The 25,843-nt window shown below is 59.9% G+C and carries 25 protein-coding genes; 15 read left to right on the top strand and 10 right to left on the bottom strand.

The genetic code is table 11. From position 1 onward, the window contains the following. Positions 1-31 precede the first annotated feature (31 nt). The 8 genes from AC3IX4_RS06170 (at position 32) to nhaA (ending at position 8,139) form a co-directional block, all read left to right on the top strand. Entirely contained in the window at positions 32-1,453 is a 1,422-nt protein-coding gene (locus AC3IX4_RS06170) for an IS1182 family transposase (protein WP_489261224.1), read from the top strand. Positions 1,454-1,760: 307 nt separating this feature from the next. Beyond that, positions 1,761-2,060, top strand: a complete 300-nt coding sequence (locus tag AC3IX4_RS06165) for a BufA1 family periplasmic bufferin-type metallophore (RefSeq protein WP_489259713.1) — start codon at positions 1,761-1,763, stop codon at positions 2,058-2,060. A gap of 79 nt (positions 2,061-2,139) precedes the next feature. Next, entirely contained in the window at positions 2,140-3,003 is an 864-nt protein-coding gene (gene bufB, locus AC3IX4_RS06160) for an MNIO family bufferin maturase (RefSeq protein ID WP_489259712.1), read from the top strand. Further along, positions 3,000-3,758 carry an HvfC/BufC N-terminal domain-containing protein gene (locus AC3IX4_RS06155; RefSeq protein ID WP_489259711.1) on the top strand — a complete coding sequence of 253 codons (759 nt, stop codon included), beginning with the start codon at positions 3,000-3,002 and terminating at the stop codon, positions 3,756-3,758. The genes bufB and AC3IX4_RS06155 overlap by 4 nt, the downstream gene beginning before the upstream one ends. Positions 3,759-3,760: 2 nt before the next feature. After that, positions 3,761-4,270 carry a DoxX family protein gene (locus AC3IX4_RS06150; protein WP_489259710.1) on the top strand — a complete coding sequence of 170 codons (510 nt, stop codon included), beginning with the start codon at positions 3,761-3,763 and terminating at the stop codon, positions 4,268-4,270. A gap of 43 nt (positions 4,271-4,313) precedes the next feature. Beyond that, complete coding sequence (locus AC3IX4_RS06145; protein WP_489259709.1) at positions 4,314-4,988, top strand: COG3650 family protein; 675 nt, start codon at positions 4,314-4,316, stop codon at positions 4,986-4,988. Between the two features lie 114 nt (positions 4,989-5,102). Next, positions 5,103-6,716, top strand: a complete 1,614-nt coding sequence (locus AC3IX4_RS06140) for an NAD(P)/FAD-dependent oxidoreductase (protein WP_489259708.1) — start codon at positions 5,103-5,105, stop codon at positions 6,714-6,716. Between the two features lie 235 nt (positions 6,717-6,951). Beyond that, a complete protein-coding gene (gene nhaA, locus AC3IX4_RS06135; protein WP_489261223.1) occupies positions 6,952-8,139 on the top strand; it encodes a Na+/H+ antiporter NhaA in 1,188 nt (395 codons plus the stop codon). Between the two features lie 57 nt (positions 8,140-8,196). Here nhaA and AC3IX4_RS06130 read toward each other — a convergent pair whose 3' ends face one another. From AC3IX4_RS06130 to dinG, 6 genes are all read right to left on the bottom strand, one after another. Further along, positions 8,197-8,661 carry an outer membrane lipoprotein gene (locus AC3IX4_RS06130; RefSeq protein ID WP_489259707.1) on the bottom strand — a complete coding sequence of 155 codons (465 nt, stop codon included), beginning with the start codon at positions 8,659-8,661 and terminating at the stop codon, positions 8,197-8,199. A 256-nt stretch (positions 8,662-8,917) separates the two neighbouring features. Next, positions 8,918-9,565: a pyridoxamine 5'-phosphate oxidase gene (gene pdxH, locus AC3IX4_RS06125; RefSeq protein WP_489259706.1), complete on the bottom strand. Its 648-nt coding sequence runs from the start codon at positions 9,563-9,565 to the stop codon at positions 8,918-8,920. A gap of 18 nt (positions 9,566-9,583) precedes the next feature. Continuing rightward, positions 9,584-10,555, bottom strand: coding sequence for an OmpA family protein (locus AC3IX4_RS06120; RefSeq protein WP_489259705.1), 972 nt, complete (start codon positions 10,553-10,555; stop codon positions 9,584-9,586). Between the two features lie 112 nt (positions 10,556-10,667). Next, positions 10,668-11,813 (bottom strand): serine hydrolase domain-containing protein, encoded by a 1,146-nt coding sequence (locus AC3IX4_RS06115; protein WP_489261222.1) that lies wholly within the window; start codon positions 11,811-11,813, stop codon positions 10,668-10,670. Positions 11,814-12,001: 188 nt separating this feature from the next. Continuing rightward, positions 12,002-14,302: a beta-agarase gene (locus AC3IX4_RS06110; protein WP_489259704.1), complete on the bottom strand. Its 2,301-nt coding sequence runs from the start codon at positions 14,300-14,302 to the stop codon at positions 12,002-12,004. Positions 14,303-14,385: 83 nt separating this feature from the next. After that, a complete protein-coding gene (dinG, locus tag AC3IX4_RS06105; protein ID WP_489259703.1) occupies positions 14,386-16,530 on the bottom strand; it encodes an ATP-dependent DNA helicase DinG in 2,145 nt (714 codons plus the stop codon). 94 nt (positions 16,531-16,624) lie between these two features. Here dinG and AC3IX4_RS06100 point away from each other — a divergent pair, with 94 nt between their 5' ends. Next, positions 16,625-17,092 (top strand): CopD family protein, encoded by a 468-nt coding sequence (locus AC3IX4_RS06100; protein ID WP_489259702.1) that lies wholly within the window; start codon positions 16,625-16,627, stop codon positions 17,090-17,092. A gap of 120 nt (positions 17,093-17,212) precedes the next feature. On the opposite strand, the gene AC3IX4_RS06095 is transcribed toward AC3IX4_RS06100, so the two are convergent. Beyond that, the gene (locus AC3IX4_RS06095) at positions 17,213-18,553 is read right to left on the bottom strand and encodes an ATP-binding protein (protein ID WP_489259701.1); all 1,341 of its coding nucleotides are present in this window, start codon (positions 18,551-18,553) and stop codon (positions 17,213-17,215) included. Continuing rightward, a complete protein-coding gene (locus tag AC3IX4_RS06090; RefSeq protein WP_489259700.1) occupies positions 18,550-19,260 on the bottom strand; it encodes a response regulator in 711 nt (236 codons plus the stop codon). Before AC3IX4_RS06090 ends, AC3IX4_RS06095 begins: the two co-directional genes overlap by 4 nt. Before the next feature lie 208 nt (positions 19,261-19,468). On the opposite strand from AC3IX4_RS06090, the gene AC3IX4_RS06085 reads away from it, so the two are divergent. Next, positions 19,469-19,741: a hypothetical protein gene (locus AC3IX4_RS06085; RefSeq protein ID WP_489259699.1), complete on the top strand. Its 273-nt coding sequence runs from the start codon at positions 19,469-19,471 to the stop codon at positions 19,739-19,741. 13 nt (positions 19,742-19,754) lie between these two features. Then, a complete protein-coding gene (locus tag AC3IX4_RS06080; RefSeq protein ID WP_489259698.1) occupies positions 19,755-20,423 on the top strand; it encodes a DUF3313 domain-containing protein in 669 nt (222 codons plus the stop codon). A gap of 36 nt (positions 20,424-20,459) precedes the next feature. Here the strand turns inward: AC3IX4_RS06080 and AC3IX4_RS06075 are convergent, their stop codons facing one another. Both AC3IX4_RS06075 and AC3IX4_RS06070 read right to left on the bottom strand, forming a co-directional pair. Continuing rightward, positions 20,460-20,735, bottom strand: coding sequence for a DUF1145 domain-containing protein (locus AC3IX4_RS06075; RefSeq protein ID WP_489259697.1), 276 nt, complete (start codon positions 20,733-20,735; stop codon positions 20,460-20,462). Positions 20,736-20,835: 100 nt separating this feature from the next. After that, a complete protein-coding gene (locus AC3IX4_RS06070) occupies positions 20,836-21,528 on the bottom strand; it encodes a PA1041 family peptidoglycan-binding anchor lipoprotein (protein WP_489259696.1) in 693 nt (230 codons plus the stop codon). 164 nt (positions 21,529-21,692) lie between these two features. Between AC3IX4_RS06070 and AC3IX4_RS06065 the strand changes: the two genes are divergently transcribed. The 4 genes from AC3IX4_RS06065 to AC3IX4_RS06050 all read left to right on the top strand — a co-directional run bounded on the left by AC3IX4_RS06065 (position 21,693) and on the right by AC3IX4_RS06050 (position 25,543). Further along, positions 21,693-22,187 carry a DUF6231 family protein gene (locus AC3IX4_RS06065; RefSeq protein WP_489259695.1) on the top strand — a complete coding sequence of 165 codons (495 nt, stop codon included), beginning with the start codon at positions 21,693-21,695 and terminating at the stop codon, positions 22,185-22,187. 4 nt (positions 22,188-22,191) lie between these two features. Further along, complete coding sequence (locus AC3IX4_RS06060) at positions 22,192-22,668, top strand: YchJ family protein (RefSeq protein ID WP_489259694.1); 477 nt, start codon at positions 22,192-22,194, stop codon at positions 22,666-22,668. Positions 22,669-22,757: 89 nt separating this feature from the next. Further along, positions 22,758-22,967, top strand: a complete 210-nt coding sequence (locus AC3IX4_RS06055) for an SEC-C metal-binding domain-containing protein (RefSeq protein WP_489259693.1) — start codon at positions 22,758-22,760, stop codon at positions 22,965-22,967. A gap of 143 nt (positions 22,968-23,110) precedes the next feature. Further along, positions 23,111-25,543: a penicillin acylase family protein gene (locus AC3IX4_RS06050; protein ID WP_489259692.1), complete on the top strand. Its 2,433-nt coding sequence runs from the start codon at positions 23,111-23,113 to the stop codon at positions 25,541-25,543. Positions 25,544-25,843: the final 300 nt, after the last annotated feature.

Below are 25,843 nucleotides of genomic sequence, written 5' to 3'. Positions count from 1 at the left end.
GCCTCGTATTGAAAACACGGGGCATTTTTCAGTGGCGTACATTCAAGGCGAAGCGCGGCACCAGACCAGTCTCTTTCCGACTTCCCTGGAAGATCTGATACCTGAAGACCATCTCGTGCGCGTGATTGACGCCTATGTCGCCAGGCTGGATCTAGCGCAACTGGGCTTCGGTAAAGCGGTTCCCAAGAACACAGGTCGCCCTTCTTACGATCCTGCTGATCAGCTCAAACTGTACTTCTACGGTTATTTCTACCGGATTAGATCCTCACGCCGGCTTGAAGCCGAGTGCCAGCGTAACGTCGAAGTTATGTGGCTGATCAATCGACTCAAGCCTGACTTCAAGACCATTGCCGATTTTCGCCGCGACAACAAAGCAGCCTTCGTTAAAACGTGTCGAGCCTTTGTCCAGTTCTGCCGCACGGCCGGCTTGATTGCGGGTAATTTGGTTGCCATTGATGGCAGTAAATTCCAGGCGGTAGCCTCTGCACGGCGTCATTTAAGCCTCAAGCAACTCAAACTGCAGGAAGAAAAACTGGACAAGCGCATTGGCGAGTATCTGGCACAGCTGGACGAGGCCGATAAGTCTGAAGACAGCGAAACAATTGACCCCAGCGCTATCAAAACAGCGCTGGCTCGACTTGAAGACAAGCAATCAAACAACCGGGCTCGCCAAAAGTTGCTGAAGTCCAAGGGGCTAGAACAGTTCAACACCCACGAAAGTGATGCCCGCATGATGCGCACTGCCAAGGGCTCGCAGGTTGCTTACAACGTGCAAACGGCGGTGGACGCCGAGCACTGCCTGATCTTGCACCATGAAGTGACTCAGGATGGCGAGGACAGGCGCCAATTAGAGCCGATGGCCAAGGAAGCCAAAGAGCTGCTGCAACAGCCTGAGCTAACGGTGACTGCCGATGGTGGTTACTCCAATGGCAAGCAATTCCAGGCGTGTGAAGACGCGAACATCACCGCTTATGTCCCGCCCAGCCGCTCAAAAAACTCCAGCAAAAAGGGTCAGGATTTTTTTGAGCGAAGCGCTTTTACTTACGACCAAGAGCAAGACCACTACACGTGTCCTGCGGGTCAATTGCTGATATTTAAACAGTTGCACAACGATGGCCGGGTCTATAAGGCCGTCAGCGATTGCACATCGTGCGCGTTAAAAGGGCAATGCACCGACGCTAAGCGTCGATACCTCTCGCGCCATGCTCACGAAGATGCTTTTGAGCGAATGGCGCAGCGAATGCAGGCGCATCCCGAGATGATGGTCAGCCGAAGATCGATTGTTGAACACCCTTTTGGCAACCTCAAACAATGGCTATTTGGTAATGGCCGTTTCTTGTTGCGACAACTTGAGGGTGCGCGAGCGGAAATGGCGCTTGCGATAACCGCTTACAACCTTAAAAGAGCAATTAACGTGCTCGGGGCACGCCAAATGATGGCGCTAATGGACTGAAAGGTCTTTTTTCGTCCATATTTTCGATTCAAGCAAACACCCCGAACAGGTCGGGGCGTTTGCTTGAATCGATGGCCACGGGTTTTCACACAGCCTGCTTGGCTGCGATGAACGCACCGCGGTGTGCCTGATGCACCGCGGTGCGTTCATCGCGGGTAAACCCGGCTCCTACCCCAAAGCCGTGGGTTGCCCCATAACCCGTTTATATTTTTCCACCTGCTGTAACACCCGCCCGTCTACCTTCTCTAGTGACGCAAGCAAGCCACACAAACCCCGGCCTGCGTTTTTGATCACTGGAGCAATCATCATGAACAAATCCACACTCACCGCCACCAGCCTCGCCATCGCCCTGGGCGCCGCCCTGAACCTGACCCTGCTGCCTGCCGCTCATGCCGCCGACGACATGGAGAAATGCTTCGGCGTGGCCATGAAAGGCAAGAACGACTGCGCTGCTGGCGCCGGCACCACCTGCGCCGGCACCTCGAAAATGGACCACCAGGCCAACGCCTGGAAACTGGTACCAAAAGGCACTTGCGAGAAAACCGCCAGCTCGACCTCGCCAACCGGCTTCGGCCAACTCATGGCCTTCAAGGCCAAAGCCCTGTAGCCGCTGCCGTAGGCGGCGATGCGGCCCGAAAGGGGCGCCACGGTATTTACACCTCGTTCAACCGGCCTGAGTCCCGATCATGTCCCTTTCTGCCCTGCACCGTTCAAACATGCCAAAATCTGTGGGGCTGGGGCTCAAGCCGGCCTTTTTCGAGGCCTTGCTGGTCGATAAACCCGCCATCGGCTTCCTGGAAATCCACGCTGAGAACTACATGGTCGAGGGCGGGCCTTTCCATCATTACCTGGGGCTTTTGCGCGAGCATTACGCCTTGAGCATTCACGGTGTCGGGCTGTCCATCGGTGGCGAGTCGCCACTTGACACAGCTCACCTCGACCGCCTGAAAACCCTGTTGGGACGTTATCAACCCCAATGGTTCTCCGAACACTTGGCCTGGTCCAGCCATGGCCCCTGTTTCTTCAACGACCTGCTGCCGCTGGCCTACGATCAGGCCGCACTGGCGCGCGTCTGCAATCATATTCAGCAAACCCAGGAACACCTTGGCCGACGCCTGTTGCTGGAAAACCCCGCTACCTATGTGCAATGGCGGGCTTCGACGCTGGATGAGCCTGACTTCATCAGCGAAGTGATTCGCCGCACCGGCTGTGGCCTGCTGCTGGACTTGAACAATCTCTATATCAGCTGCGTCAACCATGCCCGTGATCCGTTGGCCTACCTTCATGCACTGCCCTTGCACGCCGTTGGCGAGGTTCATCTGGCGGGGTTCGCCGAAGACACGGACAGCCTCGGTCAACGCCTGCTGATCGACAGCCACGGCGCTGCGATCGATGAGGCGGTCTGGTCGCTCTTCCCTGAATTGCTGCACATCATCGGGCCGGTTCCAACCTTGATCGAGCGGGACAATGACATACCGCCATTGAACGTATTGCTCGCCGAGGCCCAGCGAGCGCAAAGGCTGATCGAGCGCTGCACGGTGGCAGCATGAGCACTCAAGCCCTTTTTGCCCAAGCACTGCAGCTACCGGGCAGACGTTGCCCGCCTTTGTTCAACGGCGAAGCCGCCGCCAGTCGATTTGCGGTTTACCGCAACAACGTCGCGGTGTCCCTGAGCCAATCGCTGGCCGACAGCTACCCGGTGGTCCAACAGTTGGTGGGGGACGATTTCTTTGCGGCGATGGCCCGGCAATTCATCCTTGAGCACCCGCCTCAGTCGCCCTTGATGGTCCATTACGGCGAGCACTTTGGCGACTTTATCGAACGCTTCGAACCCGCCACCAGCCTGCCATACCTGGCAGACGTCGCTCGCTTGGAACGTCTGCGAGTGTGTGCTTTTCACGCCGCCGACTCGCCAGCCATCGACCCGCAGCGCCTGGCTACCGTTCTCGACCAGCCAGATCTTCTGGCTGGCCTGCAATTCACGCTTCACCCCAGCCTTGCCGTGCTCGACTCACACTACGCTGTTTGCGCACTGTGGGCGGCACATCATGGCGCGGACATCAGCCAGGTTAACCCTGATATCGCTCAAACCGCCTTAGTGCTGCGCCATGGGCTTCAGGTCGAAGTGATCAACCTGCCACCCGGCGCGGGGGCCTTTATGTCGAGCCTTCTTCATGGCCGGAGCTTCGGCCTTGCCGCACGCCAAGGGACAGCGCGTGACCCTCAGTTCGAACTGGTGCCGATCCTGACCCTGCTGATCGGCAAAGGCGCAATCATCCACCTGACCCCACCCCAGAAGGCCTGAACATGAACACTCCAGATGGACTGCCCGTGCGATTGCTCGATCGCATCATCTCGCTGTTCGAACGCATTCCCCACAGCTTGATCGCCTTTGTAGCGCGCTTCTCGATTGCCGCGGTGTTCTGGAAGTCCGGCCAGACCAAGGTCGAAGGGCTGGCTATCGACGTGTTCGACGGCACCTTTCAAGTGGGCTGGCCAAGTCTTGCCGACTCCACGATCCCGCTGTTTCGCAGCGAATACGCGCTACCGTGGATACCACCGGAAGTCGCCGCGCACCTGGCAGCATTTGCCGAGCATTGCTTTCCCGTGCTGATCCTGCTGGGCCTGGCGACGCGCTTTTCTGCATTGGCCTTGCTGGGCATGACACTGACCATCCAGATTTTCGTCTACCCCGACGCCTACCCTACCCACGGGACCTGGGCGGCGGTGTTGCTATTGCTGATGGCCCGCGGCCCGGGCCGGCTGTCCATTGACCACTGGATTGCGTCACATCGGTTGAGCCCTTGTGATCGGTGACGAGCCTGCGTAACGTGGCAGCCATTTCCAGGAGGCCCCCTCGATGCGCATTGCCCGTTCTCTGTTGTTCGTCGCCCTATTGCCCATCTTTACCGGCTGCCAGATGTTTGCCGAAAAGCCAACGTCAGTTTCCACCGCTGGCATGACGCGCATGCAGGGCGAACTCAAGGGCGAAGGCGGCCAACTGTTGTTCCAGCCTTGCAATGAGGGGCGTCGCTTCGTCATCAATGACAGTGGCAATACCGGCATTGCCCAGGAAGTCGCAGACTTCGGCAACACGGCCGGCAAGCTGTTCGTCGACCTGCGCGGCAGCTTCGCCGCCAGTACCACCGGTGGCAATGACGGCCAACTGGACCTGCATCAGTTCTACCGCCTCGCGCGCTCGGCCAATGCGTGCAGTGACCCTAACTTCAAGCGCCTGACCCTCCGCGCTTCCGGTCACAAGCCCGATTGGACTGTCAAAGCCAGTGGCAAAGGCATGGTGCTCGAGCGCGAAGGCCAACCACCTTTGGCCCTACCGTATCTGGAGGAGCAACTCCCTGAAGGCCGCTTCAACCTCAGCAGCGAAGCCAATGAACAGCGCATCGAGCTGTGGGCCGCTCCGCAGCGCTGCGTCGACAGTGTTACCGGCAGTGTCCAGCACTTGAGCGCGGAACTTCGCATCAACGGCCAGCCACAACGCGGTTGCGCCTATTACGGCGGCTCGCGAGACGACTGACGGCGCCGAGCATCGCTTTTTTAATCTGCCGGTAAACCGCTCGACCGGCTTATAATTGCCGGTTCGAGTAAAGCTGCCGGGCCCTTCCCTGTGGCCTGGAAATTGGACCCTGTCATGTTACGAATCACCGAATTGAAGTTGCCGCTGGACCATCCCGACGAAGCCCTGCGCCTGGCCATCGTGCAGCGCCTGGGGATCGCCGACGAAGAACTGCTGGCATTCACCCTGTTCAAGCGCAGCTTTGACGCCCGCAAGAAGTCTTCGGACCTGCAATTCATCTACACCATCGACCTGAGTGCCAAGGACGAAGGGACGTTGCTGCGCAAGTTCGCCGACGATCGCAACGTCAATCCGGCACCGGATGTCAGCTACAAGGTCGTTGGACATGCGCCTGAAGGCTTGCAGGAGCGTCCGGTAGTCGTCGGTTTCGGCCCGTGCGGTATTTTCGCTGGCCTGCTGCTGGCGCAGATGGGCTTCAAGCCGATCATCCTCGAGCGCGGCAAGGAAGTACGCCAGCGCACCAAAGACACCTGGGGCCTGTGGCGCAAAAGCGTGCTTAACCCCGAGTCGAACGTGCAATTTGGCGAAGGGGGCGCCGGCACCTTCTCCGACGGCAAGCTGTACAGCCAGATCAAGGACCCCAAGCACCATGGCCGCAAGGTGCTGCATGAGTTCGTCAAAGCCGGTGCGCCGGAAGAGATTCTCTACATCAACAAGCCGCACATCGGTACCTTCCGTCTCACTGGCATGGTTGAAAACATGCGCCACGAGATCGAGGCGCTGGGCGGAGAAATTCGGTTCGAACAAAAAGTCACCGACCTGCTGCTGGACAACGGCCAGTTGCAGGGTGTGGTGCTCGAAAGCGGCGAACAGATCGCCTCCAAACATGTCGTCCTGGCGCTGGGCCACAGTGCCCGTGACACCTTCCGCATGCTGCACGCACGGGGCGTGTTCATGGAAGCCAAGCCGTTCTCCATCGGCTTTCGCATCGAACACCCGCAAACGCTGATCGACCAGGCGCGCCTGGGCAAGTACGCGGGCCACCCCAAGCTCGGCGCGGCCGACTACAAGCTGGTCCACCATGCCAAGAATGGTCGCTCGGTCTACAGCTTCTGCATGTGCCCTGGCGGTACCGTGGTGGCCGCCACTTCCGAACCTGGCCGCGTCGTCACCAATGGCATGAGCCAATATTCGCGCAATGAGCGCAACGCAAACTCGGGTATCGTTGTTGGCATCACGCCAGAACAGGATTACCCAGGCGGCCCGCTGGCCGGCATCGAATTGCAGGAGCGCCTGGAGGCTCACGCCTATATCCTCGGCGGCAGCAACTACATGGCCCCGGCCCAGTTGGTAGGTGACTTTGTGGCCGCCAAGCCATCCACCTCCGCCGGCAGCGTCGAACCTTCCTACAAACCAGGTGTGGCTTGGGGTGACCTGGCCTTGGCTTTGCCTGACTTTGCTATCGAAGCCATCCGCGAAGCCTTGCCCGCTTTCGATCGCCAGATCAAAGGCTACAACCTGCACGACGCTGTGCTGACCGGCATCGAAACCCGCACCTCCTCGCCGCTGCGTATTACCCGCGGCGAAGACCTGCAGAGCCTTAACCTGCGCGGCTTGTTCCCGGCCGGTGAAGGCGCAGGTTACGCCGGTGGCATTCTTTCGGCAGGTGTTGACGGCATTCGCATTGCCGAAGCCGTTGCCCGCGACATCCTCGGCATCGCCCACTAAACATCAGGGCAGCGCTCGGACCGAGCGCTGCCCTGATGCTTCATCTAGGAATATTCCTACATCAACAATAGATAGTGTCTGACGCGAATATTCCGTCCGACTGCTAGGCTCTGTGCCGTCGTCCAAAGCTCATTAATTCCTTATTACAAAAAAGAATATATTTTTTGTTTTAACAACTAACCGTAAGGGTTAGGGTGTCCCCTTTCCGAAAAATCATGCAGGGAGAGCCAACTTGCTGCGAAGCACTTTCACTCGTTTCTTTCAGTTGGAAGCTGCCAGCGGGCTGTTGTTGATTGCAGCAGCAGCGCTGGCGCTGATCATCAACAACTCGGCGCTGTCATTCCTCTATAACGGCCTGCTGGATGTCCCGGTGGTGGCAAAGGTCGGTGCGCTGGAAATCGCCAAGCCTTTGCTGTTGTGGATCAACGATGGGCTGATGGCCTTGTTCTTTCTGTTGATTGGCCTTGAGGTCAAGCGCGAAGTGGTCGATGGCCACCTGTCCAAACCCTCCCAGATTGTCCTGCCGGGCGCTGCTGCCATCGGGGGCATGGTGGTTCCGGCGCTGATCTATTGGGCGCTGAACCGCGACAATCCGGCTGCAGTGGCGGGTTGGGCGATCCCCATGGCCACCGACATTGCCTTCGCCTTGGGTGTATTGGCCTTGTTGGGCAAGCGCGTGCCCACTTCCCTGAAACTGTTCCTGATGACCCTGGCCATTATTGATGACCTGGGCGCCATTATCGTCATTGCACTGTTCTACTCCGGCACGCTTTCGAGCCTGTCCTTGATGCTGGCAGCCGCTTGCCTGGCCATCCTGTTCGCCATGAACCGCATGGGTGTGGTCAAGCTCGGCCCCTACATGGTTGTCGGCCTGATTCTCTGGGTCTGCGTGCTCAAGAGCGGTGTACATGCCACGCTGGCCGGTGTCACGCTGGCGCTGTTCATCCCCTTGCGTACCCGCAATGCCGAGACCTCGCCAGCGCTCAGCCTTGAGCACGCGCTGCACCCTTGGGTGGCATTCGGCATATTGCCGATTTTTGCCTTCGCCAATGCTGGGGTGCCTTTAGCCGGTGCCACCTTGGAAAGTTTCACGCACGCTGTCCCCATGGGCATCGCCCTTGGCCTGGTGGTCGGCAAGGCCCTGGGGGTTTTCGGCCTGACCTGGCTGTCGGTCAAGGCTGGCATGGCCGCCTTGCCGGCCGGCGCCAACTGGGGCCAGGTGTTGGGTGTCGCGATACTGTGTGGTATCGGCTTTACCATGAGCCTTTTTGTGGGGTCATTGGCCTTTGTGCCAGGCGCAAGCGAATATGCCGGTATGGACCGCATGGGGATTCTCACCGGGTCGTTCATTGCAGCCATTGCAGGCTATGCGATTACCGCTGTGTCGAGCCGCAAACCCCAACCCCAACCCGCTCTGCCATAACCTGTTGAGATAAAAAAGCCCCGACCAGCCTGGCTGGTCGGGGCTTTATAACGCTGATCAGTGGCTGACGCGGCTGGTACCGTCGACAGTCATGATACGGACGCGCTCACCGACACGGAAAATCTCGTTTTGCTGAACCGCCTGCACGTAAGAGCGCATGCTGCCGTCGTCTTCACGCACGGTAATTTCCACGCCTTGGGTACGGGTCAGGCCTTCTTCGGTCGCCGAGCCCAACAAGCCGCCTGCTACCGCGCCAATGACTGCGGCGACGACACTGCCGCGACCACCGCCAACAGCACTACCCGCCACACCACCGACAATAGCACCGGCACCCCCGCCAATCGGCGTCTTGGTGCCTTCGATTTTGACCGGTCGCAGGGACTCGATCGTACCCATGCGCACGGTCTGTACACGCCGCGCTTCATCGCGCGAATAAGAGTCGCCGGTCAGACTGGAGGCGCAGCCACCCAGCAACAGCGACATCGCGGTACAGGAAGCAACGAGCAAAGCAGATTTACGCATGGGTTTAATCTCCAAAAGACAGGTCTTCATTAGACGCCGTGCCAACTCAACTGTCACGACACAGCCTGTATAAAATTGCTTCCGTTCAGGTACGGTACAGACACGCGCCAACCTGCACACAGGCTAGAACGTCTAGACAACGTCTGCGCACAAAAAATCAAATGTAGCCGCTGCCGATAGGCTGCGATCGACCGCGAAGCGGGCGCCCCTTTCGGGCCGCATCGCAGCCTAACGGCAGCGGCTACAGGGTTTCTGCTCAGGGGGCCAGGCGTTCGCGCGACCACGTGTCGCCCTTACGCTGGTAATTGAGACGATCATGCAGGCGACTTGGCCGCCCTTGCCAGAATTCGATTCGCTCAGGCAACAAACGGTAGCCGCCCCAATGCGCCGGGCAATGCGGTGCCTTGTCACTGAAACGCTGCTCGGTAGTCTTCAGCAGCCCTTCAAGCTCGGTACGATCAGCAATCACTTGGCTCTGGGGAGAAGCCCAAGCGCCCAGGCGACTGCCCAATGGCCGCACCTGGAAGTAGGCATCCGATTCTTCTGCCGAAACCTTCACCACCTTGCCTTCGATGCGAACCTGACGCTCCAGGGCTGGCCAGAAAAAGGTCATGGCGGCAAAGGGATGAGCTGACAACTGCCTGCCCTTGGCGCTCTCGTAGTTGCTGAAGAACGTAAAGCCCTTGTCGTCCAGCCCCTTGAGCAGCAATACCCGGCAGTGTGGCCGGCCGTCGGTGTCGACGGTCGCCAGCGTCATGGCGTTGGCTTCGACCGGCGCCTGCTCGGTCTTGACCGCCTCATCGAACCATTGCCTGAACAGGGCAAAGGGCTCGTTCGGCGCTTGAGCCTCGGTGAGGCCATCACGCACATAGTCGCGACGCATATCCGCCAGGGTGGGTCTCATTACGGGCTTCCTTGTCGATCAGTTAGTCTTGGCGGGTGCGGTAGTCGCCACTTTCTTTACCGGATCAGCCTTCTTGGCTGCAGGTTTGGCAGGTGCCGCTTTCTTCGCGACCGCAGCCTTGGTGGGCGCCTTCTTAGTAGCGGTCGCTTTTTTGGCGGGTGCAACAGCCTTTTTCTCAGGCGCTTTGGCCGAGGCGGGCGCACTGCCTTTCACCGCGAGCATTTCAGCAGCCGTGAACGTGGGCTGCTTGTACTGGCCGATCAAGGCGACGAGGGTTTCCTGTGGGGTGACCAGCATTTCGACACGACGGTTCAGGGAGCGCCCTTCAACGCTGTCATTGGCTGCACGCGGCGCCGCCGAGCCCATGCCGCGCAGCATCATGCGATCACGCTGCAAACCACTGAGGCGGAAAATCGCCGCGACAGAACCTGCGCGTTCCTGGCTCAACTTCTGGTTAGCCGCTGCCACGCCGCTGGAGTCGGCATGCCCAAGCAGCAATACGGCGGTTTTCGGGTCGGCTTCAAGGATTTTCGCGACACGGGTGATCGGCCCCAACGTGATCGGCAGCAGCATGGCCGGGCGATCAGGGTTGAAGGCGCTGTCTACCGGCATCGTAATCACCAGCACATTGTCGCGGCGCTCAAGTTTAAGCTTGCTGTCCTTGATTGCTTCGCGCAGCGAAGGCTCGTACTTGTCGAGCCAAGCCTGGGTCACTTTCGGATCGACTTTGGAGACGGTTTTGGTCTCTTTCTTATCCTTATCGCCGCCAAACGGCCACCATGAAGAGCCGCTCTCTTTTTTCTCGGCAGGTGCGGCCGCCTTGGCTATCGCCTTTTCTTCTACGGCGGCTTTCACTTCCTTGTCAGCGACTTTGTCGCCACCGAAGGGCCACCAGCCATGGTCGCTGTCAGCGGACGAATGGTTTGGCGTTTGGGCGCAGCCCGTTGCAGCCAGGCAAAGCACGAGCGCGATCGATTTGTAAGAGGACATCAGGTATTCCACGCTAGGACAGTGGGTAAATTAACAACAGGCAAAATGCCCAAATAACAAGTAATTGGAGGAGAGAATAACAGCCGGGTTCCGGAATTCCGTCACATTCCGATCACAGGCAGGTGCCCAGGACGCGCACCAGTTTCTGTGCTCGCGGGTCCATTAATACGTATGGCCCCAGGGTATTGGTGACGAAACCAAAGGCCACATCGCGTTCCGGGTCGGCGAAACCGACTGAACCGCCGGCGCCAGGATGACCGAACGCTCTCCCCCCAAGACCGAAAGTGGCGTTGGCGACTTGCGGTTGGTCGAGCATGCAACCTAGCCCGAAGCGAGTCTGGGTCAGCAGGGTTTTATCTTCGCCCAGGCTATGTTCGCGAGTCAGTTCGTTGAGCAGTTCATCTTCCAGCAGGCTGCCGTCGAGCAGGCCGCTGTAGAAACCGGCGAGGCTGCGGGCGTTGCCGTGGCCGTTGGCGGCCGGTTGCTGCATCCGTCGCCACTCGGGTTTGTTGGTGCTGGTGAGGATGGAGGGCGGATTGGTGAACGCTCGGGTCGACATGGCCTCGGGCTCACGCATCGTGACCTGCAACAGCCGTTGGGCGGCTTCATCACCCATGTTGCCCTTGCCGCGGGCGATATGGGCGACGCGATGGAACTCTTCATCCGCAAGCCCCACATGGAAATCCAGCCCCAGCGGCTTGGCAACCCGGGCAACGATCGACTCACCGGGGCCGCGGCCGTCGGCGCGACGGATCAACTCACCGATCAACCAGCCATAGGTAATGGCCGCGTAGCCATGGCCGGTGCCTGGCGTCCACCACGGCGTTTCAGCCGCCAAGGCGTCGACCATGGTCTGCCACTGGTACAGAGCCTCGGCAGGCAGTAATTGGCGTATGGCTGGCAAACCGGCTTGATGGCAGAGCAGTTGGCGCAACGTAATGGCCTGTTTGCCTGCGGCCGCAAATTCGGGCCAGTAGCGGGAGACCGGGGCATCAAGCTCAAGTTTGCCTTCCGCCACCAATTGCAGCGCAGTCACGGCCGTGAAGGTCTTGGTGCAGGAAAACAGGTTGGCGATGGTATCGCTGTGCCAGGCCTCGGTACCGTCCTTGTCGGCTGTACCGGCCCACAGGTCGACGACCGTTTCGCCACCAACTTGAATGCACAGCGCCGCGCCGCGCTCCTGACGATCATCGAAGAGTGCCTCAAAGGCCTCGCGCACTGCCTCGAACTTGAGTTCATAGTGACCCTGGATCTGCACCGCTGACTCTCCACACATTTCATTGTTCGACGAGGGCTGCATTGTTCCAGCACTCAGGGTATTTGGGAACCTGCGTAGGAGCCGGGTTTACCCGCCAGGCATCGTACCTGGCACACCGCGGTGACTTCATCGCCGGCAAGCCGTGCTCCTACACCGCGTGGGTGTGTGAGCCGGGGGTTTTGCAGGGATCACGGGGCGTCTTTTCGTTCTTCATTGGGCGTCTCTGTCGCGGGTTTGGACAGCGCCGCCTGTTTGCCGATTTCTTCGAGTACCTGTTGGTTGGCTTTGCGCACTGTAGCGACGAAGCCTTGGAACGGCACGTCGGTCACGCCGACCAGGCCCAGATGACCGTTTTCCCCATCGAGCAGTCGACCGGTGACAGGTTGGTCCAGGTATTCAAACCAATGCGCCCCAACCACCACCGGCTCGCTCAGGGCGGCCTTGAGAAACTTGGTATAAGCCGGGCCACGGTCTTCTTCCTTGGCCACTTCGAGCTGCCCGGGCCAAAGTGGCCCACGGTCACGCGAACCGAAGCTGAATTCAGTGATCATCACCGGTTTATCGAGGTTACGCAGGCGTGCGAAATCGTAGCCATCTTGAGGCTTGGGTGTGTAGAAGTTGAAGCTCAGCACGTCGCAGAACTGCGCACAGGACTCGACCGCTTCCGGCGTGCTGACGGCAAAACGCCCTCCCAGCAACAGATGGTTGGGGGCGTGCCAGTTCAGCGAATCGGAGATGGTCTTGAAATAGGTGTCGGCGAAAACGCGCTGGAAGTGTTTGAAATCGGCCTCGATTTCCGGGTATTCCGGGCTTGGCAGTGGCGGTTCGAACCCTGGATCTTCCATCAGCTCCCAGGCCGTCAGGTTGATGCCCCAGGCCTTGGACAAGCCTTCCTGGTTGCGATACTTGTCGCGCAATTGTTTGAGAAAGGCACGCTTGGCCGGTACGTCGGTGGTGAGCCGCAAGGTGCCATAGGCCAGCGCATAACGGGATTTGGGGTCATCTGTGCGGCCCGCCCAGGACAATTCATTGTCGGCAAAGTAGCCAATCAGCCAAGGGTCATCACGATGGTCCCGCGCAGCAATGGCCACGGCCCGCTCGGTCGCCATGGCAAAGCGTGGGTCGAACGGGTCGGGCATGCCACCCCACCAATCGTTGCCGGTATTGATACTGGCGTAATCACCGACGATCAGCAGCGGCAAGGTGTAGGGCACTCGGTCATTCCGTGCAAAGCCTGCATCGCTCCAGTTGCCAATGGTGTTGAAACCCCAGGCCTGCAAGCGATCGAGCGTGTGAGCCTGCCAGCGCTTGGCGTCAAACTTGCCTGCTGAGCAATCAGGCGGGGCCACCGTATTGGCAGGCTCGCTTGGTGCCTCTGCAGGCTTGGCGCACGGCACTGCATAGGTGCGGGCCAGGTTAGCCGCATAAAAGTCGTACCAGCGTCCGCTATTGAAACCGCGACCATGGGAGGATGCATTGCCGTCACGGTTATCGTCTTGGCCATAGTAATCGGCCAAGGGCTCGGTGCCCTGGGGCAGCGCGGTAAACATGTATTCGCGGCCATCCACATAAGTGCGCCCACCTTGAGGGGCAACGGCGTTGACGCCCAGCGAATAGAACGGGTGCCCTTCAGGTGTCACCAGGTACCAGCGGCCATCGCGCTTTTGCGTGTGGAAAAACCCTGTAGTGTCAAAAGTCGGGCCTTTGCTCCAGCCGCCGAATTTGTCCAGCGGTTGTTTTTCGCGTTCACCGAGCCAGGCCTTGAGCTGTTGCTGTTCCTTGCCGGCCGCCGCCTTGAGTTGATCGTCGCTGGTGATCTTTTCTGGCCACTTGCCGCGATTGAACTGGCCGTAGCCATCAACCAGGCTGCCGTAAGCGGCCTTGATCATGTCGTCTTCCCCGTCCTGCACACCAAAGCGCTCGATCAACAGGCTCTGCGCTACAGTGGGCTTGGGCATCGACAAGGTGACCGAGGTGACTTGGGAGCGATCCACCTCTCCCACGCTGCCGGCCAGCAACAGCCGCTGGCCGTCTCGCACCCAAGGCATCGGCGGGCCGGCGCGCATGCCCTGGCTCAGGGGCGTGTTGGCCTGCAAGGGAATCAATACGGTCTGAGCCGGGCCTGCCGGCAGATCAACGCGGCTGGTCAAGGTCTTGCCGTCGTTGCTGGTGACGGTGACATCAACGGTCAGCGCCCAATTCATGGCACTTTGCAGGCGCAAGGTCATGATAGGCGTCTGCGACCAGTCCCAGACACCCGTTTGCGGGGTCATGCGCAAACTGGGCCGCTCGACGGGGTTGAACACCACCCGACGCAATACTTCGCCCTCGGCTGTCTGTTCCGCGTTGGATTGCGGCAGGCTGGCATCCTCGGTCGCGATCTGCACCACGTCTGCAGGTCGAACGAAGTTGAACAGCGTCTGTTGTGCGGCCACTACAGGGGCGGCAAACAACAGTGCAAATACGGCAGGCAGCGAACGGCGAATCATAGGGTTTGAGCTCTCCTGGGAAGGCCAACGTCGGCCTTCATGGCGTGAATAGACAACACCAGCGGGAAAGGTTGCCCGCTGGCTCAGGAAATTTCCCGACGAAACGGTGGCAAGGCATTGAGAATAGCCTTGCCGTAGCGTTGTGTGACGACACGACGGTCAAGCAATGTGATGGTGCCCCGGTCGGCCTCGGTCCGCAGCAGCCGGCCACAGGCCTGGATCAGGCGCAGCGAAGCGTCTGGTACGGCGATTTCCATGAAGGGGTTACCGCCCCGCGCCTCGATCCATTCGGCCAAGGCTGCTTCGACGGGGTCGTCCGGCACCGCAAAGGGGATCTTGGCAATGACCACGTGCTCGCAATAGGCACCCGGCAGGTCAACCCCTTCGGCAAAGCTGGCCAGCCCGAACAAGACGCTGGAATCCCCGCCATCCACTCGCGCCTTGTGCTTGTTGAGCGTCTCCTGCTTGGACAGATTGCCCTGGATAAACACCTGCTTGCGCCAGTCTCGATCCAGGCCGTCGAATACATCCTGCATCTGCTTGCGCGAGGAGAACAGCACCAGCGTGCCTCTTGAACCTTCAACCAATTCTGGTAGATCACGAATGATGGCAGCGGTGTGCGCAGCCGCATCCCGCGGGTCGGCTCGCAGGTCCGGCACTCGCAGCACACCCGCATCGGCATGGTGGAATGGGCTGGGCACGATGGTAGTGACTGCATTTTTAGGCAGCCCAGAACGCATACGGTAGCGGTCGAACTTGCCAAGCGCCGTCAAGGTAGCCGAGGTGACCAGCACCCCGTGGGCCACGCTCCACAGGTTACGCCGCAGCATTTCGGCCGCCAGGATAGGGCTTGCGTTGACTTCGATGTCGAACAGGGCGCCACTGTCGGCCAGGGTCAGCCAGCGCGCCATGGGCGGGCTGTCTTCCGGGTCTTCGGCGGTAAAGGCTGTCCACAACTCCCAGCTGCCCTGGGCACGCATCAATAGGCTGCCGAACAGGGGGTACCATTCTTCGGCCTGGTGGCTGGCGATACCGATATTGACCTCGTCATCCATGCCTTCCTTGAGCAATTCGGTCAGCCGGGTGAACAGGTCGGTCAGGCGGGAGAAGCCTTTTTTCAGTTCGATACCCATTTCGCGGATGTGCTCAGGCACGACTCCGCCGACGAAACGATGGCGTGGCCGCTCACGCCCTTCCATGTCTTCGCCGGCACGAAAATCGGCCAGCTCTTCACACACGGTGAACATGAATTGCTGCTGGGTCTTGATTTCACGGGCCAGCTCCGGGACTTGCTCGATCAGCTTGCCAAGGTCCCCCGGCAGCGGGTGCTGGGCCAGCAGTTTGGTCAGGTTTTTCGCCGTCTGCTCGAGCCAATCGGCGGTGGAACGCAAGCGCGTGTAATGGGCAAAGTGACCGATGGCCTTGTCAGGCAGGTGGTGGCCTTCGTCGAACACGTAGATGGTTTCACGCGGGTCAGGCAGTACTGCACCACCGCCCAGGGCCAGGTCGGCCAGTACCATGTCATGGTTGGTAACGATCACATCGACCTTGCCCATGCCTTCGCGGGCCTTGTAGAAGGCGCACTGCTGGAAGTTGGGGCAATGCCGGTTGGTGCACTGGCTGTGGTCGGTGGTCAGGCGCGCCCAATCCTGGTCTTCCAGGGCCTGGGGCCAGCTGTCACGGTCACCGTCCCACTTATTGCCGGCCAGCTTCTCGATCATGCTGGTAAACAGCTTCTGGCTGGCTTCATCGACCTCGATCTTGAAGCCTTCTTCCTCGAACAGCTGTGCGGTTGCACTTTGCGCGTGGCCTTCCTGCAGCAGCACATCGAGCTTGGAGATGCACAGGTAGCGCCCGCGCCCCTTGGCCAGTGAGAAGGTGAAACTCAGGCCGCTGTTGCGCATCAGGTCGGGCAGATCCTTGTAGACGATCTGCTCCTGCAGCGCGACCGTCGCCGTGGCAATCACCAGGCGCTTGCCCGCGGCCTTGGCAGCTGGGATGGCCGCGATGGCGTAGGCCACCGTCTTGCCAGTACCGGTGCCTGCCTCTACGGCGACCACGGCCGGGTCGCCACTGCGCTTGCCTTCGTCGTCGCAGGCAATATCGCCGAGCATCTTGGCGACTTCAGCGATCATCAATCGCTGGCCATAGCGAGGCTTGAGGCTCTTGGCTTCGAGAAAACGCGAATAGGCGCCCTGAATCTGGGATTTGAGTTCGTTACTGATCATAGTTTCGGGGGCGCAGGGCTGGATAAATTTTCAGTATTCGGGATGGGTGGCTATCATACCCCGCTATTGCCCCCAGCGCCGAACGGAGATCCCCATGACCCCCTATGCCATCACCTATACCTTGCATGTATTAGCAGCCCTGGTTTGGGTCGGCGGCATGTTTTTCGCCTGGATGATCCTGCGCCCGGCGGCCATGACAGCGCTTGAGGGGCCGCCACGGTTGAAGTTATGGCTTGAAGTTTTCCCACGCTTTTTCACCTGGGTCTGGCTTGCGGTGCTGATTCTTCCGATCAGTGGTGTCGGCATGCTGCAGATGCGCTTTGGCGGATTCGAGACCGCGCCGCGCTATGTGCAGGTGATGATGGGGCTTTATGTGGTGATGACGGCCCTGTTCATTCGCATCCAGTCGCTGCAATTGCCGCAACTGCGCACTGCCGTCGAAAGCCAGGATTGGCCTGCCGGTGCCGCCGCGCTAGGGCGGATTCGCCGGTTGGTCGGCATTAACCTGTGCGTCGGGTTGTTGGTTGTGGCCGTGGCGGCCGCCCGCCCGTCGTTCCCGTAGGAGCCGACCTTGGTCGCGATGGCCTCACCGCGGTCTGGGATGAACCGCGCGAGGTCTGGGATGAACCGCGGTGAGGTCTGGGATGAACCGCGGTGAGGCCATCGCGACTAAAGTCGGCTCCTACACTGGCAACACGACCCGCACCTCCAATCCTCCCTCTGGGCGATTGCTTAAGGTCAATGACCCGCCTTGCTCCAGCACGATCGCCCGGGCTGCGGATAACCCCAGGCCCACCCCGCCAGTGCTTTTGTTGCGTGACCGCTCCAGGCGAAAGAACGGCGAAAACACCTGCTCATGGCTTTCAACGGGGATCCCAGGCCCTCGATCCAGTACAAGAAGGGTCACCTTTTCACTGTCCTCATACAGTTCAATGACAGGTTCGCAGGCATATTTGATGGCATTGTCGACCAGATTGGTGATGACGCGTTTCAGGCCTAGCGGGCGCCCAAAGTAAACCAGTCGAGCAGGGCCGCTGAAGGTGATATCGATGAACTGGTCGCGGTAGTCGTCGATCAGGGTTTGCAGCAACTCCGCCAGATCGAACTGCGTGCTTTGTTCCAGTCGGGCATCGTCGCGGAAGAATTCCAGGCTGGAGTTGATCATGGCCTGCATCTCGTCAACATCGCGGAACAACCGTTGCTGTTGTTCCAGGTCTTCGATGAATTCGCCGCGCAACCGCATGCGGGTCAAGGGCGTGCGCAGGTCGTGGGAAATGGCGGCGAGCATCTGCGTGCGGTCATTGATGAAGTGTTGCAACTGGGCCTGCATGGCATTGAACGCAAGGATCGCCTGGCGAATTTCCTGAGGACCTACCGGCTCGATAGGCGGCGCACGGAAGTCGACGCCAAAACGCCGGGCACCCTGGGCGAATTGTTGCAGAGGCTTGGCCAGGCGGCGGGTTGCAATCAAGGCGACGAGCCCGGTGGACAACAGTACCAGCACAATCAGAATCAGGTCACGCTGCCACTGGCCCAGCCCCCAACTGCGAGAAGGGACACTGAACATTAGCCAGGAAGCATCGGCCAGTTGCACCAGCAAGGCGTAGTGGCCGTTTTGCTGTGGCCAGTCGCTGGGTTGATACGCTTCGAGGTGGCGCTTAGGAGCGTTGAACAGACGCTGCGCCTCTGGGGTGGCCGCGCGACGGCTCGCCTCAGGGACCGTCGGCAGGCCCAGCTCCTGGCGATCGGCATGCCAACTGATGGTCAAGTTGCTGTCACTGATCGCAGCGGCAAGTTGTTTGCGCTGTGCGGCGGGTGATGCTTCGATCAGCTTACTCAGCAAGGCGACCTTTTCCAGTAGGCCGGTCTCGATCAGGGGCGGATACGCCCAGACGCCCGCCAACTGGGTGAAAAGCGCGTTGAAGCCAAGCGACGTGAGCATCGCGACGATCGTCGTCAGGGCAATCCAACGGGCAATCGTATCGCGCGTGCGCAGGCGCCAGCGCGCCTTGGCCTCTTTCATTGGCGAGTCACACTGGGGGTGAACAGGTACCCTACGTTGCGCACCGTGCGAATCATTTCCACGCCTTTGCTGTCGATATCCAGCTTGCGCCGCAAGCGGCTGACTTGAACGTCGATGCTGCGATCGAAGGCGTCATGGCTGCGACCTCGTGCCAGGTCCAGCAATTGTTCGCGAGTAAAAATGCGCTGCGGGTGCTCGACAAACACCAGCAACAAGTCGAATTCCCCGGCCGATAAAGGAATCATCACCTGGTCAGGCGAGCGTAACTCCCGCCGGGTGAGGTCCAGCTGCCAGTCGGCAAACTTAATCAACGGGTGCGGCACCGTCCCGGTCAAGGGCCGATTCTCCCCGGCCCGACGCAATACCGCGCGCACCCTGGCCAACAGCTCGCGGGCGTCGAAGGGTTTGCCCAGGTAATCGTCGGCGCCCATCTCAAGGCCCACCACCCGATCACTAAGCTCGCTCATGGCGGTGAGCATGATCACCGGCGTTGGGTATCGCTGGCGCAGGCGCTGGCATAGCGTCAACCCGTTATCCCCCGGCAGCATCAGGTCGAGAATGATCAGGTCCGGTGCCTGGCGCTCCATGGCCGACCACAACGAGGCACCATCGGTGGCGACTTCCACCGAATAGCCGTGTTGCATAAAAAATCTCTTCAGCAGAGCAAGGACCTCGAGGTCATCGTCCACGATCAAAAGACTGCTCACCTGCACGCATCACTTAAGTTCTGTAAGAGTTCACATCTAAAACCATTCGATGCCATCCGTCATATATTTCAACTCGGTAACAAAGTGTCAGGTTGGCAAAAAATCAGACATCTGCTGGCAAGGACCGACTGTCAGTATCCACATCCCTCTCTGCCATGTCTGCTTGCCATGCTTTGGCTCAAGCGCAATCACTCTCGAGGCCAAACCTATGCCAACTAACAATCGGTCACTGATTCTGGAGCAACGGGTGGTAAAACATGCCGGCGCCGCCCTGCACTTTCGCGAAACCAGCCTTCAACTGTCAGAAGACCAGTGCGAGCTGGTCCTGAGCCACTACAGCGAACATTACAGCCATGAGGGCGTGCAATGGGTGGAACATAACCACAGGGTGTCGGTGGCCGAGATGCTGAACTGGCTGACCCGCCATGGAAAACCGCAGACGCTGGCACAGAGTGGGCCGACTAACTCAATGCGCAAGTGAGCATCACAACACTATGTTCCACAAACTCATATCAGGTATCGCAGTGGGTGGCATGCTGCTGGTGGGTTGCACCTCCAGATTCACCGAGAAAGAGCAGTATTCCGGCTATTTGCATAACTACAGCCACCTACAGGAAGTCACCACCACGAGCGGGCAGAAGACGATGCGCTGGGAAGCTGCGAGCTGGAACCCGTACGCCTATGACGCGATCGCATTCAAGCAATTGGATTTCTACCCCACGCCTCGCCCTGATGGCCGGGTCAACCTCAAGACCCTCGAAGAGCTGCAGGCCTACATGACCCACAGCACCAAAAACGTCCTGGGGCAGAGTTACCCGATTGTCGCTGATGCCCGATTGGCACCGCGGGGTTCGCGCGTGCTGGTTATGCGCGCCGCCATCACCGGCGTCAGTGCGTCGAATGAAGGCATGCACTGGTATGAAGTCGTCCCGGTCGCCGCCGTTGTCGGCGGCGTGTCTGCCGCCACAGGCTACCGCGATCAGGATACTGAGCTTTACGTGGAAGCTGAGCTGATTGATGGGAACAATGGCCAGACGGTGGTCAAAGTGGTGCGCAAAGTCTTCGGGGCAACCCTGGAGAACGCCAACCAACCCGTCACTACCCAGGACTTCAAGGTGGCGATCGACACACTGACCACTGACTTGCAGGCATTTATCCAGTAACCCCCAGCACAGCGCCCAGCTTTGGCGGCGCCCGATTCACTTGGGCTTGTTCGCCTTGGCTGGGGATGGGATTGACTGAATGTGGAATATGCCCACTAGCAAGATCTGCAACCGGTCGAACCAGCGGTGGCTGCGTCCTTGCAAGAGACTGTTGAACAGCAGCACCTCAAGCAGATGCAATCCCAGCAGCCCCGCACCTGCCGCACTGACCAGCAGATTGAACGGCTTGACCATGGGCATGAACACATTGAGCAATACCACCCACCAGAACAGCACCGTCAGGCACTTGCCCACTCTCCAGCACCACTTCATAGGCTCTCCTTTTTTGTTCAATGCTTTATTTGAGCTCGCAAGCGTGACGTGGGAGCAAAGACCGCGCCGTGGCACATCACAAGGCGGCGCGGCTGCAGGCTTAGCGGTTGATGCGGATTTCCACGCGCCGGTTCATGGCGCGGCCATCGGCGGTGTTGTTGTCTGCCACCGGCATGCTCTCACCCGCCCCGGAAACCTGGACGAAGCTTGAACGTGGCACACCACTCTCGATCAGATACTCGACCACCGAACGGGCTCGGCGATCGGACAACTTGGCGTTGTAGGCATCACTGCCAACGCTATCGGTGTGGCCCGTGACGGTCAGCCTGGCGGTGGACGCTTCTGCCTTCAACTTCGTGGCGATTTTGTCCAGGCGCATCTTGTCGGCGGCGGTCAGTCGGGCCGAGTCGAACTCGAACAGGACATCGCGGATCACAATGACTTCTTCCTTGACCACCACCACTTCTTCGATCACAGCGACCGGTTCCGGTGGGCAACCATTGGCATCGACCTGCACACCGCGCGGAGTGCCTGGGCACTTGTCGCGGCTGTCCGGCACGCCATCGCCATCTTCGTCGCCGTCACCATGCACCCAGCAATAAGCGGCTGCCAGGCCGCCGCCGATCAGGGCGCCGTAACCTGCGTAAGCGGAGCTTTCGATGGCACCCAATGCAGCACCGCCCACACCCCCCACGGCGGCACACGTCGGCCAATCGGTTTTTTGTAAACCTGCGCAACCAGTCAACACGCTGGTAAGCAGAACCAGGGGTAATGCTGTCCGAACAATGCTCATCGAGGTTTTCTCCTAAAGAAATCGGTACGAAACCGATGCTCTTGGGAGTAAAGACCGCGCATTCCATCTGCGCCAGCAATAAGCCATGATCGGCCAGGTGTACAAGGGGCTAGGCCGAAGGCGTGTAGCCCGTTAGTCTTGGCGGTTCTGACAGAGGATTATCGATGGCTGACGTTTTTTCTTCGCGCACGCCGCAGCAAGCCCTGGCCGCCCTGCTCGAACGCTATGCACCGCAGCGACTGCTGCTGGTGGGCAGCCGGGTCCCGGCAGTAGACGCCTTTGAAGCGGCCCATCCCGACTGCGAGATCCAGATGGCCGAGCCTGGCCCGCTGCCGGCCCATTTAGCCGCCCAGCGCTTTGACCTGGCTTTGCTGGTCGACTGCCTTGAGCACTTGAGCCTGACTGCCGGAAAACAATTGCTGGGGGGCATCCGCAACCTGAATGCCAGCCGCATTGCCGTGCTGACCGACCTGCGTGCCTGCGGCTGGCAGAACACAGATTTTCTGGCCCTGGCGTTGCAGGCCAGTGAGCGCTTCCAGCGCGATGACCAGGTGCTGAGCCTCTATACCTATGATCTACGCGAATACAAACAAGTGCCCGATTGGCTGAACGCCAAGTTTTGGGCCAACCCGGAAAATTTTGGAAAGTACTGGTGGTAACGGCATGAGCCTTGAGATCTGTCCTTGCGGTAGCGGTAACCTGCTCGATGCCTGCTGCGGCCATTATCACGCCGGGCATCCAGCGCCCGACGCCCAGGCCTTGATGCGTTCGCGCTACAGCGCCTATGTGCTGGGTGATATCGACTATCTGGTCAACACCACCCTGCCCGTCCAGCAGGAAGGCCTGGACCGTGCGTCGATCAGTGCCTGGAGTGCAGGGAGCACTTGGCTGGGCCTTGAGGTCGAAAGCGCAGAGGTCTTGGGAGGCCAACCCGAACACGCCTTCGTCACCTTTACCGCCCGCTGGCACGATGCCGAAGGAGAGCACAGCCACCGTGAGCGCTCCTCGTTTGTGCAAAATCAGGGGCGCTGGTATTTCATTGACCCGACCGTGCCATTGAAAGCTGGGCGCAACGATGCCTGCCCGTGCGCCAGCGGGCAGAAATTCAAGAAGTGCTGCGCCAGCTATATCACCCGCTAAAAGGCACCGGATTAATCTTCGGCAGGGACCTGCACTTGGCGCGCACTGGTGAGATAATCCCCGGCGATTTTATTTCGGAGTGACCCCAGATGACCCAGCAACCCCATGTTCATGGCCCGGACTGCAACCACGATCACGATCACGATCATCACCACGATCATGACCACGGCCACGTACACGGTCCGCACTGCAACCACCCCCCTCAGGAGCCAGTGCGCAATACCCTCAAGGATGTCGGTCGTAATGACCCGTGCCCGTGCGGCAGCAACAAGAAGTTCAAGAAGTGCCACGGCGCCTGATCGCCCGGTCTTGAACGCCTGCTCGCAGTGGTGCGAGCAGGCTGCTGCAAATATTCCCCCCGTTTGCCTCTCTCCCGCTTGCGCGGCGATCGGGCGCTCACTAACGTAGCGCCTTTTAGTCGTCAGCCCCTGCAGGAGCCTTTATGGCCGCGCCCGCCCCATTTCATTTTCTTCCAAGGTTCGGCGCAGCCGCAGCACTGGCCGGGCTCGTCAGCCTGAGCGGATGCCAGACCTACGACAACCGTAGCAGCCTGCCGCCCACCGTCGGCGTGGAGCCGCTCAAGGGCCTGGCGCAAAACGTTTCGGTACGCCGCAACAACCTCGGCATGCCGTTGGTCGAAAGCAACAACTTCCATGATGCGCTGTTCGCCCTGGGCTACGTGCACGCCAGCGACCGTATCAGCCAGATGGTCGGCTTGCGCCTGCTCGCCCAAGGCCGGCTGGCGGAACTGAACGGTCCCGAGGCACTGGACCTCGACCGATTCATGCGCACCGTCAATCTCAGAAAAACCGCCAATGAGCTGTACACAGACGCATCGCCGCGCCTCAAGCGCTTCTATGAAGTGTATGCGCGCGGCGTCAACGCCTATCTGTTCCGCTACCGCGACAGGCTGCCGGCCGACCTCGCCAGCAGCGGCTATCGCCCTGAATACTGGAAACCGGAAGATTCGGCGCTGATCTTCTGCCTGCTGGGTTTCGGCCTGTCGAGCAACCTTCAGGAGGAAATCTCTTCGCTGGTGCTGGCCCAAAAAGTCGGTGCCGAGCCGTTGGCCTGGCTGCTTCCCAGCTACCCGGACGAGCCGCTGCCCTTCCCTGAAGCCGACAAGCTCAAGGGCCTGAACCTGGGCACGCAGCTGCCGGGGCTGGGTGAGTTGAACAAGATGGCGACGCAACTGGGCGAGTTGAACAGGCTCGGTGCCGCCGCCAACAACTGGGCGATCAGCCCGCAACGCAGCCGCAGCGGCAAAAGCCTGTTGGCCAATGACAGTCACTTGCCGATGGCCCTCCCATCGGCCTGGAACTATGTACAAATCCGCTCACCGAAGTATCAGGCGGCCGGGGTGACGCTCGCCGGTTACCCGGGCATCCTGGCAGGCTTCAACGGTAAAGTGGCCTGGAGCATGACCTCGGTCATGGCCGACAACCAGGACCTGTTTCTGGAGAAGCTCAAGCGCGAAGGCAGCCGCCTGATGGTTGAAGTGGACGGAAAATGGCAACCGGCTGGTGTGCGCAACGAAACCTACTTCGTCAAAGGCCAGCGGCCGATCCGCGAGGCAGTCTATGAAACCCGTCATGGACCGTTGCTGACAGGCAGCCAAGGTGGGTTCGGCCTGGCCCTACAGACGCCAGCATTGAAGGGGGACCGCAGCCTGGACGCGCTGTTTGATTTGTCCCGTGCGCAAAACATCGAAAAAGCCTTCGACGCCAGCCGGGAAATCCGCGCCATTGCGCTGAACCTGGTGCTTGCCGATGCCAGCCAGATCGGCTGGCAGGTCACCGGTAGCTTCCCCAATCGACGCGAAGGCGAAGGCCTGTTGCCCTCGCCGGGCTGGAACGGCCGCTTCGACTGGGACGGCTATGCCGACCCGATGCTGCACCCCTATGACCAGGACCCGCCGCAAGGCTGGCTGGGTACTGCCAACCAGCGCACGGTGCCCCACGGCTACGGCATGCAGTTGTCCAACACCTGGTCTTACCCAGAGCGCGGCGAGCGTATTGCGCAATTGGCCGGCAGCGGCAAGCATGACACCCGCAGCATGATCAACATGCAATACGACCAGACCACGCTGTTCGCCGACAAACTGAAAAAAATGTTCGCGGCGCCGGGTATGGCCCAGCCCCTGAAGAAGGCGATCGAAGCGCTGCCTCAAGCCGATCGCGCCAAGGCGCGGGAAGCCTACACCCGCCTGATGGCTTTTGACGGCAAGCTCAGCCCGGTGTCCAGCGATGCAGCCCTGTACGAGCTGTTCTTGCAAGAAAGCGCCAAGCTGACCTTCCTCGACGAACTGGGCCCGGAATCGAGCCCGGCCTGGAAGGCCTTCGTGGCGAATGCCAACCTCTCCTACTCAGCCCAGGCTGACCACTTGCTTGGCCGCGAAGACAGCCCGTATTGGGACAATGTCACCACCGTACCGAAAGAAGACAAGCCTACCGTTCTGGCCCAGAGCCTCGCCGCTGCCGTCAGCGCCGGTGAGAAGGCAATGGGTGCCGATCGCAAGGCCTGGCAGTGGGGCAAGCTACACCGCTACGAATGGTTCACCGCCAGCGGCAAGTTGAATCGCACAGCCATCCCGGCCGGAGGCGACCACACCACCCTGAACAGCTCGGCCTACGCCTGGGGCCAGGACTTCAATCCCAGGCTCGTACCCGCCATGCGCCTGATCGTCGACTTCGGCCAGGCTGAACCGCTGATGGGTCAGAACAGTGGCGGCCAGTCTGGCAACCCGGCCAGCCCGCACTTTGCCGATGGCATAGAGGGCTGGTTGAAGGGGCAGTACGTGAGCTTTCCGATGCAGCCACAGAATCTCGACAAGGCTTATGGCATCAAGCGGCTGACCTTGACGCCCGGGAAATAGCCCTATGCCCGCGGTGTGGCCATCGCAGCATAGGTATCTACACAATTCTGGGGCAGCGCGGCTCTTGTAGCCGCTGCCGAGGTACGAGGCTGCGATCGGCGGCGAAGCCGTCGTAAATTCAGGCCCTTCGGTGTGCCTGATGGATTACGGTCTCAGGTTTTACGGCCGCTTCGCTGCCGATCGCAGCCTCGTACCTCGTCAGCGGCTACATTCGTAGCAGTAGACGAGTTCAGCGAGGCCAGGTCCGGGGACGTAGTCCTCGCAAAGCCTGTACTCGCGGTGTATCTGAATACTGAAGTG

Source organism: Pseudomonas sp. KH_021, from assembly GCF_057838865.1.
Note: the sequence above shows the minus strand (reverse complement) of the source record. Positions and strands in the feature narration are given on the sequence as shown.